At 47.2% G+C, this 14024-nt stretch carries 13 protein-coding genes; 4 read left to right on the top strand and 9 right to left on the bottom strand.

Going from position 1 to position 14024, the window contains the following annotated elements:
- Nucleotides 1-7: 7 nt before the first annotated feature.
- From ACXAGP_RS18130 to ACXAGP_RS18115, 4 genes are read right to left on the bottom strand one after another with little or no spacing between them, the layout of a single operon-like run.
- A complete protein-coding gene (locus ACXAGP_RS18130; RefSeq protein WP_475262963.1) occupies nucleotides 8-772 on the bottom strand; it encodes a metallophosphoesterase in 765 nt (254 codons plus the stop codon).
- A gap of 53 nt (nucleotides 773-825) precedes the next feature.
- Nucleotides 826-1737, bottom strand: a complete 912-nt coding sequence (locus ACXAGP_RS18125; protein ID WP_475262962.1) for a DMT family transporter — start codon at nucleotides 1735-1737, stop codon at nucleotides 826-828.
- Nucleotides 1738-1780: 43 nt separating this feature from the next.
- The gene (locus ACXAGP_RS18120; protein WP_475262961.1) at nucleotides 1781-2278 is read right to left on the bottom strand and encodes a methylated-DNA--[protein]-cysteine S-methyltransferase; all 498 of its coding nucleotides are present in this window, start codon (nucleotides 2276-2278) and stop codon (nucleotides 1781-1783) included.
- On the bottom strand, nucleotides 2279-3640 hold the full coding sequence (locus ACXAGP_RS18115; RefSeq protein ID WP_475262960.1) for a DNA-3-methyladenine glycosylase 2 family protein: 1362 nt from the start codon (nucleotides 3638-3640) through the stop codon (nucleotides 2279-2281).
- A 222-nt stretch (nucleotides 3641-3862) separates the two neighbouring features.
- On the opposite strand from ACXAGP_RS18115, the gene ACXAGP_RS18110 reads away from it, so the two are divergent.
- Entirely contained in the window at nucleotides 3863-5020 is a 1158-nt protein-coding gene (locus ACXAGP_RS18110; protein WP_475262959.1) for a serine hydrolase domain-containing protein, read from the top strand.
- 18 nt (nucleotides 5021-5038) lie between these two features.
- On the opposite strand, the gene ACXAGP_RS18105 is transcribed toward ACXAGP_RS18110, so the two are convergent.
- Nucleotides 5039-5536, bottom strand: a complete 498-nt coding sequence (locus ACXAGP_RS18105; RefSeq protein WP_475262958.1) for an Lrp/AsnC family transcriptional regulator — start codon at nucleotides 5534-5536, stop codon at nucleotides 5039-5041.
- A gap of 188 nt (nucleotides 5537-5724) precedes the next feature.
- Here ACXAGP_RS18105 and ACXAGP_RS18100 point away from each other — a divergent pair, with 188 nt between their 5' ends.
- From ACXAGP_RS18100 to ACXAGP_RS18090, 3 genes are all read left to right on the top strand, one after another.
- The gene (locus ACXAGP_RS18100) at nucleotides 5725-6975 is read left to right on the top strand and encodes a purine-cytosine permease family protein (RefSeq protein ID WP_475262957.1); all 1251 of its coding nucleotides are present in this window, start codon (nucleotides 5725-5727) and stop codon (nucleotides 6973-6975) included.
- A gap of 88 nt (nucleotides 6976-7063) precedes the next feature.
- Nucleotides 7064-8626 (top strand): hydantoinase/oxoprolinase N-terminal domain-containing protein, encoded by a 1563-nt coding sequence (locus ACXAGP_RS18095; RefSeq protein WP_475262956.1) that lies wholly within the window; start codon nucleotides 7064-7066, stop codon nucleotides 8624-8626.
- Entirely contained in the window at nucleotides 8623-9714 is a 1092-nt protein-coding gene (locus tag ACXAGP_RS18090) for a DUF917 domain-containing protein (protein ID WP_475262955.1), read from the top strand. Before ACXAGP_RS18095 ends, ACXAGP_RS18090 begins: the two co-directional genes overlap by 4 nt.
- 63 nt (nucleotides 9715-9777) lie before the next feature.
- Here the strand turns inward: ACXAGP_RS18090 and ACXAGP_RS18085 are convergent, their stop codons facing one another.
- From ACXAGP_RS18085 to ACXAGP_RS18070, 4 genes are all read right to left on the bottom strand, one after another.
- On the bottom strand, nucleotides 9778-10080 hold the full coding sequence (locus ACXAGP_RS18085; RefSeq protein ID WP_475262954.1) for a type II toxin-antitoxin system RelE/ParE family toxin: 303 nt from the start codon (nucleotides 10078-10080) through the stop codon (nucleotides 9778-9780).
- Nucleotides 10080-10277 carry an addiction module protein gene (locus ACXAGP_RS18080; protein WP_475262953.1) on the bottom strand — a complete coding sequence of 66 codons (198 nt, stop codon included), beginning with the start codon at nucleotides 10275-10277 and terminating at the stop codon, nucleotides 10080-10082. Before ACXAGP_RS18080 ends, ACXAGP_RS18085 begins: the two co-directional genes overlap by 1 nt.
- A 270-nt stretch (nucleotides 10278-10547) precedes the next feature.
- Nucleotides 10548-10994 (bottom strand): hypothetical protein, encoded by a 447-nt coding sequence (locus tag ACXAGP_RS18075; RefSeq protein WP_475262952.1) that lies wholly within the window; start codon nucleotides 10992-10994, stop codon nucleotides 10548-10550.
- Nucleotides 10995-11190: 196 nt separating this feature from the next.
- Nucleotides 11191-13797: an ExeM/NucH family extracellular endonuclease gene (locus ACXAGP_RS18070; RefSeq protein ID WP_475262951.1), complete on the bottom strand. Its 2607-nt coding sequence runs from the start codon at nucleotides 13795-13797 to the stop codon at nucleotides 11191-11193.
- Nucleotides 13798-14024: the final 227 nt, after the last annotated feature.

Here is a 14024-nt window from a genome sequence, read left to right as displayed (position 1 = left end):
CCAAACCTCAAGAATCCAGCCGCCCTTGTTTATTTGAAGTTAACGCCTGACGAGCAGATATCACCGCAGGAGCCTCGCCGTTGGCTGCGCCCACATCCAGATAAAGGGTATTGCCTATCAAAACCGGCTGACGGCAATTCATGATGGTGTGACCCACCACCAATTTATCAATGCCCTCCACTCGATGCAGATTAGCATCAACCGAAGATAACTCACCTTGTTCAATAGCACGCGCTTTCAAGCCATTTTCGCGATTCCACAAAATGTGTTTTTGCGAGTCAGCATGAGATAACAAATTGATATCCAGCCAAATGTTACCCGGCACCGCAGCATGTACGATACCTACCCTGCCACACTCAGTCTCTAATTCGATAGCAATAGGCAGGGTTCGCACTTTTTCAAGCAGCGCAGCCACCTGCAACGCAGTATCAGATTTAGGTTGATACCAATCCCCACCATTAAAGGATTGCCAATTGAGAATATCCGCAACACTGCCCTCGCCTTGCATGGCCGCCAGACCTTTTAGTAACAATTGCTCATGATTCCCCATCACTGCATGGAACCAAGGCTTATTTAGCAATTGTAAGGTTTTAAGCGAATCAGGCCCTCTGTCGATTAAGTCGCCGACACTGAATAATCTATCACCAGCCTCGGGATCAAAGCCTTTTTGCTTTAATACCTGCAACAACAACTCGTACTGACCGTGAATATCACCCACGATCCAAGCCTTATCACTGGCAATAGTAACTTTTTTAAATAACGCAGCGGCCATGATACCGACACTCCAACCAAAATAATCAGAGCGTCGCTTGTCCTATTGTAGATTTATTTAACCCTTATTCTAGAACGATTCCACAATTTAGGAAACCAATGCCACTTCAACATACCTGTGGTCAAGGCTACACCCAGTAAAATGGTGGCAGCTCCAAGCATGATCGTTTGGGTAACTTGCTCATTGATAAACCACCAACCCCAGATAAAGGCAAATAGCGGCACCAGGTAAGTCACCGACAATGCCTTACTCACACCTTCTCGCGCCAGAATGCGAAAATACAGAATGTAGGCAATGCCAGTGCAAGCGATACCAAGCATTATCACATCTCGCCAGGCACTTATCGATGGCATCGTCTCCGGCCAGGTCATCACCCCCGGTATGATGAGCATAATACTGGCGGTGATCTGACTGCCGGTTGCCACCGCCAAAGGCTTCATTCCCGCAGCATAGAGTTTGGAATAACAGGCTGCAAAGCCATAACAGGTGGATGCCAGCAGCGCACCTAAAATGGGTAACAGCAGTAGAACATCCTCAGAAATTTTTTCCGACATCAGAATAAAGACACCGCCAAAACCTACGATTAATCCCAAAGCAGTGCCCGCTGCTATCTTATCTTTTAGCCACACCCAGGCCACCAAAGCACCGAACATAGGGGCAGTTGAATTCAATGTTGCCGTTAACCCTGCTTCCAGAGAGAGTGTTGCCCAAGCAAACAAGGTAAAGGGTATCGCAGTATTGGTGAGGCCCAGAATTAGCAAGTGTTTCCAGTGGGTTCGTATTTGCTGCATTTCATGACGGCGAATAAACAACATCAAAAGCACCAAAAAAATTGCAGCCACTGACGCTCTGATAAGAATCAAAGAAAAGGCACCAAATTCCGGTGAGCCGGTGCGCATAAACAGAAACGATGCGCCCCACAAGGCACCCAGAATAATAAGCTCCAGATAAGATTTAGCTTGCATAAAATGTCCTTTTTATTCTCAACCTGAGTAGTGATATTAATTTTCAGATGAGTTCAAATTGCGAAGGGCTATTGTGCCCTGATTCTAAATTCAGCAACCATGCTTTTCTGGACAGTCCACCAGCATAACCAGTCAATTTACCGTTTTTACCAATAACCCGGTGACAAGGCACCACAATGCTCAATGGATTTTTACCATTGGCGGCCCCCACCGCACGTACAGCATTTTTATCCCCCAATGTTTCCGCTATGTCCACATAGCTACAGGTTTGCCCATAATCGATGTTGAGCAGTGCCTGCCACACCTTGTTCTGAAACGCTGTGCCTTGTGGTGATAACGGTAAATCAAACGCCGTGCGGTTACCTTCAAAGTACTGCGATAATTGTTTTTTTGCTTCCTGTAATACAGGTTCTTCCGATTCATCCTGCTGAGCATCTTCAACAAACAGTATATGCTTCAAATGCGCCTGTTCAGCGGCGATTTCCAGTAAACCAATTGGTGTATGCAAATAGGTAAAGGTGGTGTTTTGTTGAGTTTCCATTTAGGCATGATCCCACAGTTGAAAGGTCAGATAACTACGCCATGGTGCAGCGGCATCAGTTTGTAATGAAAATTGCTCAATTTGCTTTTTGATCACCAGATCCGTTCCCAGCCAGATATCCGGCTCAGACAAGCCGCGCATTTTGGCATAAGCCACCGTCCAGGGGCCAATGCCTTTAATATCTAGCCAGGCATCGGGGTTGTTATCCTCTGGATGATCGTGAAGGTATTGTGCTAATGCCCGCAGCGCCCGTTTACGCGCCTCGGGCATTTTTAAAAATGCCAGTTCACTTTTTGCAACCGCTTCTGGTGAGGGAAACAAGTGCGTTAGTTGATGTTCTCCCGACAATGTTTCGCCCAATTCTTCAGTCAATTGCGCCACTTTATTCACCGCCGCTTTCACGGACACCTGCTGTCCTAAAATCGCGCGACACCCAGCTTCAAATAAGCTCCATACGCCTGGAATGCGTATCCCCGGCGTTAACTGTTCTGTTGTCAGTCCGGATTGCAGCAGTCCTTCTCTGACAACGCTGTAATCCGTCTCGATATCCAATACCCGCTTGATGTTTTGCAAAATAAAACGCAGATTTTGATAGTTTTGCAAACTCAAGGTAACTTTAAATCGAAAGCGTTCAGGCTCTATCTCAGCACTGAAATAACCTGTGTCGCCTTGCCAATTAAAACTGCGGGCATAAGCGTCCTCGGTAACGGTTTCCATGCCGGGCACCGCTCTGACTCGCCAGAAATCCCGTACCTGTCGCCAACAGTAGTCTGGCGTATAGGATAGATAAAGTTGCAGCTGCTTACCTTCCCGGCTTTGCTGTTGCCTGATTTGCGTCGGCGTTAGTTGCAGGGAGTCTTGCAGGTTTTGTTGCAACCGTCTGGCAGATTGAAAGCCAGCTGTCATAGCCACTTGCTCCACCGACAGGTTAGTTTCATGCAGGAGTTTTTTGGCAAATAAGAGCTGCTCACTTAACTGATATTGCTTTGGGGATACGCCTAAATGCTCGCGAAACAACTTGCGCAGATAGCCATCGGAAATCCCCAAGCGCTGTGCGATAGCATCCAGTCCAGATTCGGGATTATCCCGTAATAGCTTCATGGCCCGAACGACGGTAGTTTCCACCCCTAGCCAGGCATAGGAACTCGGGGCACTATCAGGGCGGCAACGCAAACAAGGGCGATAACCTTGCTCCAGTGCTTGTGCCGCATGAGCGTAATACTCTACGTTTTCTTCTTTAGGTAGATTGGCCGGGCAGATATTACGACAAAAAATGCCGGTGGTTTTCACCGCCACAAAAAAACGACCATCAAAGCGCCGATCCCGACTTAATCTGGCTTGTTGCCAGGTCTGGTAATTCATATTGTGCTCCTTGGAGTAATCGCTGAAAGGCAGTTTACGCTAAAAATACTAAACAGATGCGATGAATTCGGAACTCAATAATGATGCTTATTCTGTGCCATTCGCCTGGTTATTCAACAAGGCAACATTGCAAGGCAGACCGTTTATCAGGATAATGCAGCGCTTGGGTGTGCTTATTTTGACGCCCTTGGTTTTTGTAAATTGCGTTTAACGGGGTTGTTTTTGAGTTTTTTGCGTCTGCTTGTCATTGTTGTTTTGTTCAGTGCGCTCAATCCGACTAAAGGATTGGCAGATGAGCATTTCATCGACGCATTTTGGCAAGACACCCGCAGCAAAATCCAGGGCCAGAATATTCCCGGCTTCAGTATGGTATATATTGAACGCAACCGAGAGCCTCTTTATTTCAGCACTGGTGTAACAGAAAAAAATGGCCAGCCGGTTGATGAACAAACCCTATTTCGATTGGCTTCAGTATCCAAAACCTTTACCGGTGGCCTCACCGCCAAATTAGTGCACAAAGGCCAGTTGAACTGGCAACAACCCCTGCAAGAACTCGCTCCGGATTTCAATTTCAGCAGCAACAATCGCACTATTACGCTAGAGCATTTGCTCAGCCAGAGCAGCGGTTTAATGCGCAATGCCTACGATAACTTAATCGAAGCCAATTATTCCCTGCCGCGAATTATCGACGAATTAAAAGACTTAAAGCCCCTGTGCCAGCCAGGCAAATGCTACACCTATCAAAATGCCCTGTTCGGGGTACTGGAATATCATTTCCAGCAACAAAATACTTCTTATGGTCAGGTACTGGAGCAAGAGTTATTAACGCCACTGAATATGTACCATACCAGTGTGGGTAGTACTCCGCTGGTAAAAGCCGATGACTGGGCCAAGCCCCATGTGTTAACTCGGGCCAAAAACTGGAAAAAGACCCGCATCAACGAATCTTATTATCGCGTTTCTCCTGCAGCCGGTATCAATACTAATAGCCACGATATGGGCATCTGGTTAAAAGCCATGCTCGGTGAATATCCCGATGTGATTGAACCGGCCATTATCGAAGAAATCACCCAACCGCAAATCCGCACTACACGTGAACTGCGCCGCCGCGCCTGGCGAAAGCTACTGGACAACGCCCATTATGGTCTGGGCTGGCGGGTTTACGAAATTGATGGATTGCAAGTGGCCTACCACAGTGGCTGGGTTAAGGGCTATCGCGCAGAGGTTTCTTTCTGCTCTGAGCTGGGTATTGGCGTAGCCATGCTGATGAATGCCGAAGCCAACCTGATGAACGAACTAGGCGCAGATTTCTGGTCTGGCTATCTGGCCCGCCAGACTGACGCAGTGCGAGAAAACCTGCAGTTAACTGCGGGTAAATAATCCCTTAAAATTAGTCTACTATTCTATCCATTTAAGCTTTTCCAGTGGGTAGCCCAGATACCATTTGGTGCGCTCAAGAATGGTTTTCACTTTTATTTCTTTTACCTCCAGCTTGCTGTTGCCTGCAAAATCATCACATACCTGATTCAGTGCTTGCATATTGGGAAAGCAGCTAAACATCATGTAGTGGAATTCTCCTTCCACTCGCAAACAATCCATAAATTCGGGGATATCTTGTATCGCTTGTTCGAAGGGCTTTCTGGCTTGCGGCGTATTGGAGTGCAGTTTCACTTCGACATAGGCCAGCACGTGCTCACAGATCCGCTCAAGGTCCATTTCGGTGTGAAAATTAAAGAAATATCCTGCTTCCTTTAATGCCTTGGTGCGCTGGAAGCAAGCGCTGGGGGACAAACCTACCAACTCGGCTAACTCCTGATTAGACAGGTCTGCTTGCTTGTGAATCGTGGCAAGTATGCGTTTATTAATGGCATCCAGCTTAATGTTCTTCTTAGCCATATCGCCTCTGAACCTGTAAACAAAAGAAGATTTTGATCTGCGGGCAAATAAAAAACAATCTGTTTTTACCAGAGAGCACTTCAAACAATAATTTTTTCAGCTTGTTATAGACTGATAAAAAGTCATCACAATGAGCAAACCCAATGCCTGTACCAGAACTGGGAACAACAAATCTCCAGGAAACAACGTTGCCATCAAATAAAGAGTGGATAGCCTGGCCGCGTATTGCTGCGATCTCTGCCATGGTGGCCTTTTCTCTACCCACCTTTATCACCGGGCTGGAAGTGTCTCAATCCTTGAGCGCACAAAGTGCCTTAATCGCAATGCTTGTTGGCTGCGTTATTCTCACCTTAATAGGAGGTGCCATGGGCACTGTGGGTGTGCAAACCCGGATGAGCTCCTATCAGCTGGTGCGTATCGCCTTTGGAGATAAAGGGGCCGCGGCCATTAATCTGGCGTTTGCTTTGTCGCTATTAGGCTGGTTTGGGGTGAACATCGACTTGTTCTCTGGGGCAGTCGCTGAGTTATTCAAGCAGTATCAAGTGGAGATTATCTCAGGTTTTGCCATCGAATTAATCGCCGGAGCCCTGATGACAATGACCACCATCATAGGGTTTTCTGCCATCAATCGCATTGCATCCTGGATGGTGCCTGTTATCGCCTTGGTGACCTTGTTCATGCTCTACAATGCCTTGCAGATATTGCCCTTTAGTGAGTTTTTGCAATCGGGTAATAACGAAGACATCGCCATTAGTCAGGGGGTGAGTGCCATCGTGGGTGCTATTATCATCGGCGCGATTATTCTGCCTGACATTACCCGCTTTAGTCGACAAGCCAGAGGCGCCTGGCATACGGCTTTTTGGTCTTATCTGGTGGTACAGCTATTGGTGATGGTGGTAGCGGCCTGGTCGGGAGCGGCGACGGGCAATACCGATATTTTACAACTGATGCTGGCCATTGGTTTAGGCGTGATGGCGTTTGCCATCGTGATCTGCGGCAGTTGGGTACTCAATTCATTGAACCTCTACAGTACTTGTTTGAGTATCGGCGCTACCTGGCCTAAAGCGCAAAACCACCTGTTTACCGGATTATTGGGGCTTGTGGGTATCGTCGCAGCCTCCTTTGATATTCTGGATTACTTTATCGATTTTCTGGTGATCTTGTCCGCTATTTTTGTGCCCGTAGCTGGCGTGATCCTGATTGATTATTTTCTGTTGTACAAACCCTTTTATTGCGTCAAGACATTGAACCAAAGCATTCCCTTTTCCTGGGCTGCCGCAATTGCCTGGCTGGCGGGCGCTAGCTTAGCGGTGGCCGATATGTTTTACGCCGTACCTACGCTAACCGGCATCAATGTGCTGGATGCCATAGTGCTATGTGGCTTGGTTTATTGGGGCTGCGGCAAAATGTTTTTTAATAGTAATCCGCCACCGGGCTGAATTTAGCGCTTTAACTTAGAAGTGGCCCACTTTACCCATTTGTTTAACTTGTAACTAGAGAATCTGAGCAGGATTCAGGAGTAACCCCATGCGTATAGGTATCGATGTAGGAGGCACTCATACCGACGCCGTCTTAATGGACGGTGACAATTTGCTGGCCGCCACCAAAGCCCTCACCAGTCAGGATGTGATCTCTGGCATCGTTAATGCCCTGCGTACAATCATCAAAGAGTCTGCGGTTAAAGCTCATCAAATCCAGTCAGTAATGATTGGCACCACGCAATTTACCAATGCCGTGGTAGAGCGCCGGGAGCTTGCCCCTACCGCCATCATTCGATTGAGCATGCCTTCCGGTGAAGGACTACCACCGGGTTGTGACTGGCCTCAAGATCTGGTGCAGGCCATGCAACTGCAAAGCTATCAGGTTAACGGCGGTTATCTCTACGATGGCTGGCCTTTAAGCGAAATAAACCTTGAGCAGCTAGCGTCGGTGGTTAGCGATATCAAAGCCAAAGGCATTCGCAATATTGCCCTGGCTTCGGCGTTCTCTCCTATGAATCCTGAGCCAGAGTTCCACGCGGAACGTTATATTAAACAGCACATCCCCGATGCGCAGATAACCCTTTCTCACAAGATGGGCAAACTGGGCATTCTGGAGCGAGAAAATGCCGCGGCACTCAACGTGGCCCTGCTGCCTTTCGCCCAAAAAGTAGTAAGAGCGTTCTTACAAGCGTTGCAAAAAGAAGGTCTGCATTGCCCGATGTTTATCAGCCAAAACGACGGCACCTTGATGAACGCGGAATTTATAACAAAGTACCCGGCGCTGACCTTTTCTTCTGGCCCCACCAACTCTTTGCGCGGGGCCAGTAAGCTCACGGGAATTAAGGATGCCATTGTAGTGGATATCGGCGGTACCACGTCGGATATCGGTGTATTGCAGGATGGTTTCCCGCGGGAATCCAATGTGGTGATAGAAGTAGGCGGGGTGCGTACTAATTTTCGTATGCCGGATATTCAGGCGGTAGGCCTGGGCGGTGGCAGTATTGTACAAGACAACGGTAAACGCCTGGGGCCGCAATCCACAGGCCATAACCTGGTAAATGAAGGCTTAGTCTTTGGTGGCGATACCCTTACCGCAACAGACATTATTGTGGCCATGGGCAAAGCGGAAATTGGCGATGCCTCAAAACTGGCAGACTTGTCTCTCGACACCGTTAACAATGCCAGAGGGCAAATCAAGAGTATGCTGGATCAGCACATCGATATGATGAAGCCAGGCAGCAAACCCGTACCTGTCATTCTGGTGGGTGGCGGTGCCATTCTGGTGCAAGATGAGTTGCAATCGGCCTCACAGGTGATACGACCGGAAAACGCCGCCGTTGCCAATGCCATCGGCGCCTCAATTGCTCAGATCGGCGGTGAAGCCGAAGCTATGTTGAATTACCGTAGCCTGTCTCGAGAAGCCGCCATCCAACAAGTTAAACAACAAGCCGTTGAGAATGCCATTGCCGCAGGCGCCATCCCCGACAGCCTGAAACTGGCAGATATCGAAGAAACCAGTATCCCTTATATGGACGATGGCAATATTAAACTCAGAGTCAAAGTGATTGGTGATATCACATTGTCAGCAGCAAAAGGAGTATCAGCATGAAGATTACAGCAGCGCAGTTAGACGATCTCGCCTTAGGCGCGGTATTTTTGGCTACTGGCGGTGGCGGCGATCCTTATGTGCCCTTGTTACTGGCCAAACAGGCATTAGCCAAATACGGTGATGTTCGCTTAATACAACCACAAGAACTGGCATATGACGCTACGATTATCACCTTAGGGGGTGTTGGCGCACCAACGGTTAGCCTGGAGTTATTACCCTCGTTATCCGAGGCCGAAAATGCCTTGAACGCCTGGCAAGCCCATACTGGCAAAAAGGTAGATGCCATCGCCGCTTTTGAAATAGGCGGCGCGAATTCCCTCTTGCCGTTGATTGCCGCGGCCGCAACCGGCATTCCTATTGTGGACGGAGACGGCATGGGCCGCGCCTTGCCTGAAGCACAAATGATGAGCTACGCCATTGAAGGCGTATGCCCCTCCCCAGCTATCGCGTGTGATTACCAGGGCAATATCACCACCTTTAGTACCCCAGATACCGCAACATATGAGCGCCATATCCGGGCACTGACGATGGCTTCGGGTGGCATGCTCACCACCGCAGAGCACCCCATGACTGGCGCCCAGTTAAAACAATCTATCATTCCCGGTACCTTGAGTTTCGCCATTGAGCTAGGAAAGCTTTTGCGCAGCCAAAGAGCCAATGCCCAGCAACACTTGGCCGCTCTAAAAGCCCTGTTTCAAGACTCTTTGTATGGCAAATGTGAACTGCTTGGTTGCGGCAAGGTAGTAGACAAAAGTACGCAGATTGTGGGCGGCTATGACGTGGGTGAAGCCACCATCGTGGATTTTGCTGATGCCCAACGGGAAATTAAAATCAGTATCAAAAACGAGTACTTACTGGCCACAGAAAACGGCAAAGTACTGACCTCAGTACCCGATTTAATTGTGATCGTGGATTACGAATCCACCCAACCCATCAACGCTGAGCGACTGCGCTATGGCCAACGGGTGGCGATTTTCGCCATCGGCTGCCCAGATTTCTACCGCAGCGAAAAAGCCCTGGCAGCCGTCAGCCCACGCTGTTTTGGCTTTGATTTGGATTATGTGCCGTTGGAAAACCTGGCAGAATAAAAAACGAATGTGATAAAAACCAATACCGGGTTAACAACTGTGACCCGGTTTTGTTGGTTCTTGTTATTCTGAGCTGCGTTGTTGCCATAAAGCAGGATCTCTACTGGTATGGAGCACAGCTATAACCAGTATCTTATTGCCAATAATTTTGTAAAACACGCCAAATGGAAAGCGTTTGATAAATATACGGCGAAGAGAGTTGTGAGTTTCACGGTATAACTTTGGATTGGAAAGCATTTTTTCAAATGCGCTTTCTATTGATTCTATAAAATCGTTACCCAAGCCGACCCGGCACTGTTGATAATAAGTGTATGCTTCCCTGACATCATTTTCAGCTTCAGGTCGGACAAATAAAGAATAGGCCATTAGCCCACGATTCTATTTTTTACATCTTGCCAACTTGAGCCAAAGTCTCCATCTACTTCAAAGGCCCTTAGCCTGTCATCGAGTAGTTTCTTCTGCTGCTCTGTCAAACTAATCAAATCTTTCTCTGCGGCGAGAGAATCCCAAATTTGCTGAGCGAGTTCCACTTTCTCTATCGTTGAGAGGTTTTGGATTTTCATAAACAATCTCCTACACACTAACCAACAGTATAAGAATCCTGGTAACAAAAGACATACAAATTTTGAAAAACAGTGTGTATAGAAATGGTGCAAAATCAGCAAAAGGAGTTGCCAATGGATTTTTTCCAAGATTAATTTTTGTGTTAGCTCTCCAATCTGGATCGCTTGATCAAGTTAATGAGTAATCCCAAGAAAACTGAAAATATGTAAATTGAGTAGATCAAGAATTTAAATCGGCTCTGCCCCTAATTATTCAATTGCACCTGATTTTTATGCGTCTGCGCTTAACTTGGGGTTATTTTTTGATTTTGGTTCCCCTCCGACGACTATTCTCTGAAAGTTTTCAATATGGCTATCTTTAATTTTTCCGGTTTCATGCCAGTATTTTATTGTTTCTAAATCGAATCGAGGCTCTGCCAGTTGAATGAACCTTATTGAGTCATTATATGCAGTCAAAGAAAGCTCACTTGCAATTGAAATTTTCTGAATAACTTCAGCGTTGATTTTGTCTGAATGCATTTGTTTATATAAAGTGAGGCTTCCTTGCGTTTCACCGCCAGCATTGTTTGTAACTCTGTACAAATTCCATGCCACTGATCGAGTAACATCCTTAATGCGCTTCGCTTCTCTATTCTCATAAACAGCGTATGCCAAACCAGCAATACCTATTAAAGTACCTACGATCCCTACCATGAAACTTATTGTTTCTTTATCCATACATGTCCTTTTCTTAACTAAATTTGTCATAAAAGACACCATGTGCAATTTCCACAGCGTCAAAACAAGTTTTCATTCAGAATACTAAACCAACCTATATGTGAATGCTATATAACAGCTCATTTTCTAAATAACACAAAAAAGCCGGGCCCCCTAAGGTAGCCCGGCCTCCACTCTCGGAGCGTTGAGAGTTTAACTAGTTGTGGCTGTAGGCCTTCATGGACACCCCTGAATAGCGTTTGTGTCCGCGTAAACGGATCACCCATTTGCCTGCTTCGGGCGCTTCCACTGTGCAATGTTGCTCGGTGCCGGTTTTCCCGGAGCGACATTCAAAGCGCTTTTTGTTGGGTTTGCGATTGTGATTAAGCCACAGAGATAAATCACCTTCGCCACCTGAGGTGGTCACTTCCAGTACTTTTGAACCTTCTGGTAAATCAATGCGATAGGTTTTCCAGCCTCGTCGACCGCTGAGATCTGTCCAGTTTTGCTCGAATTCCACATAAGTATCCAGCTCGATGATCACAGGATCGTGATCGGAAGCGCGGTATGCATCCGGTGCATACAGGTTGGCTTGCTGATAATCGGATTGGTATTCAACGTTGTAATCCAGTGCAATAGGCTCATCGGCGTTGATGTGCCAGTCGGTAACGCTCTTCACTTTTTTGCTTAAGCTGGCTGAGGCAAAAGCGTGATCCAAACTACCAGACTCGCCGCGATAAATGTAAGAATGGTTGTGGCTCCCCAAGAACTCTTCTTTCAGGGCAGTTAAGCCATTGTCTTTAAAGGCAGTGATGGGATCTTCCATGCCATAAGCATTGATATCACCCAGGATCATGATATCCGATTCCGCTTTACCTGTTGGGTTGCCCGCTAACCAACCCATCAGTTCGTTTGCTGCTAAGACTCGGGTGGCATTCCAACAACCTTGACCATCACCTAGATCCTGATCATCGCCTTCGGCACTGCTACAACTGCCTTTGGAGCGAAGGTGTGTTACCACAAAAGTTAACTCGTCATTATTAGACAGGTCTTTAAAGGTTTGGGCCACTGGCGCACGGTTACCATAGTCAAACGGCATTTCAGTAGTGTGTGCAGCAATACCTGACTCTTCCACCATATCTTTGCGGTAGATGATGGCTGAAGTGATTTGGTCAGTTCCGATGTTATCGGCATTAAAATCAACGAATGCCCACTCGCCTTCTGAGGCACTGTCGTTCAAACCATTAACCAGATCCGCAATGGCGCTGAATTCACCAAAGCCATCGTTCTCAACTTCCAGTAAGCCAACAATGTGAGCGTCCATCGCCAGGATAGCGGCAATGGTTTTATCTCTCTGACGCACAAATTCTTCCATCGAATCAGCACCACGAGAAGTGGGGAAGCCTGCACCCTGGCCGTCGCCATTGAAGTAGTTAAGTACGTTGTAGCTGGCTACTCGCAGTTCACCTTCGTAGCTGTATTGTGGGTTTTCGCTACGCGGATTGGCATCAACAAAAGTGAGTGCCTCTGTAGGATGGATACGGTATTTGCTGAAACCGTAAGTGACTACCCCGGTCACGCCTTCAATTTCAGTACCGGCACGCAAGGTGTTGGCGGCGCTTAGCTCTGGCGCAGGATAAGGAATGGCATCCGGATTTTGCTGGGTGCTACCATCGTCGATAGTGATTTGATTCAGCGCGTTAGCTGCCGCTACAACATTGGCAGCATCACCTGGTGTTGCGATTTGCGTGGGATTGTATAAACGGCCATTAGAGACAATGATTTCGCCATAGCGGCTTAGGCTGTAGTTATCAGAAACCGTTAAGGTTTGAGACATGTTAACCAGCATACCTTCAACACTTTCCAATTCAGACGCACTGTCCACCGGCAAGGAAATCGTCGCTGGCGTTACGCTTGCACCACTGGCACACACTTCCAGCGCCTCAACGTTGCCTAATTGGGTTGCACCGTAGTATTCCTGAACTTCTGCCACCAAACGCACTGTATCGCCAACGTTGACAGTATTATTGCTGTCGTAAACAAAGATACCTTCTGAAGTATTAACATCGCTATCGTTATCAGCATCTTCTTCTTGCAGGAAATAACCTTTTAATTGGTCACTTTCCTGTAAATCGGCTGTTACGATAGCTTCTACGACAACTGTGTTGCCTTTTAATGGGCTTTCATCGCCCGCACCCTGTACGGCACTTAACAACGTTGCGGCATCAGAGCACAACCCCAGATCAACGTTATTGTTATCATCATCTGATCCGCCTGAATTGCCGAGATCATCAAAATTATCTTTTTCGAATACTTGCCATTCCGCATCTGGATAAAAGGCATCGAAGGGGTTCACATCACCACTTACAATGCCGCTGATACGGCGTAACGTGCGATCTTTGGTGGTTACCCCATTGCTTTCCCAACTAGAGCCTGGGTCTACACCCACCTGACCGATAGAATCGATAACTTCACCATTTTTAGTGAGCACAATGGCATCATCACCATTGTACCAGCTACCGCTCTTTACCTGGTTGGCCACATCTAAAATAGCTTGTGCCGAGCTACCGTGGGCGACCACGTGCAAAGTATCAACGTCCAAAGAGCCTTCAAGCGCTATGCTGTAACCCACTGTTGAGTTGCCATTGAAATAAAACTCGAGACTGTATTGAGATAAATCAACTGTAGCTCCTGTTGGATTATGCAACTCAATGGCTTTGTTATAGCTGCTGCCTTCGACGTATTCTGAAATGTAAATATCGTCAGCGACTGCGGTTGTCGCTGCCATTACTGCAGCGGTCACCAGGGAAAGTTTGGTCAACATGGATTTGTTCCTGTAATTATTCAGTAGGGTTTCACAGCGAGATTGGTCGCTGTGTGCGTCGTCATTCAGGTAATAACTTTGCCCGATTGAAACAAGACAGGAAGGACTTTTATAAAAACATAATATTCCATTAACAAAGCAATAAAATCAGTTACTTAGAATCTATTGAATAAGTTTACTTATACCATTGAGTAAGTTTTTACCATCGCCTGGTAGCAACAAATCAA

Source organism: Planctobacterium sp. AWM4_229 (genome assembly GCF_056160305.1).
This window is presented reverse-complemented; position numbering and strand designations above follow the sequence as displayed.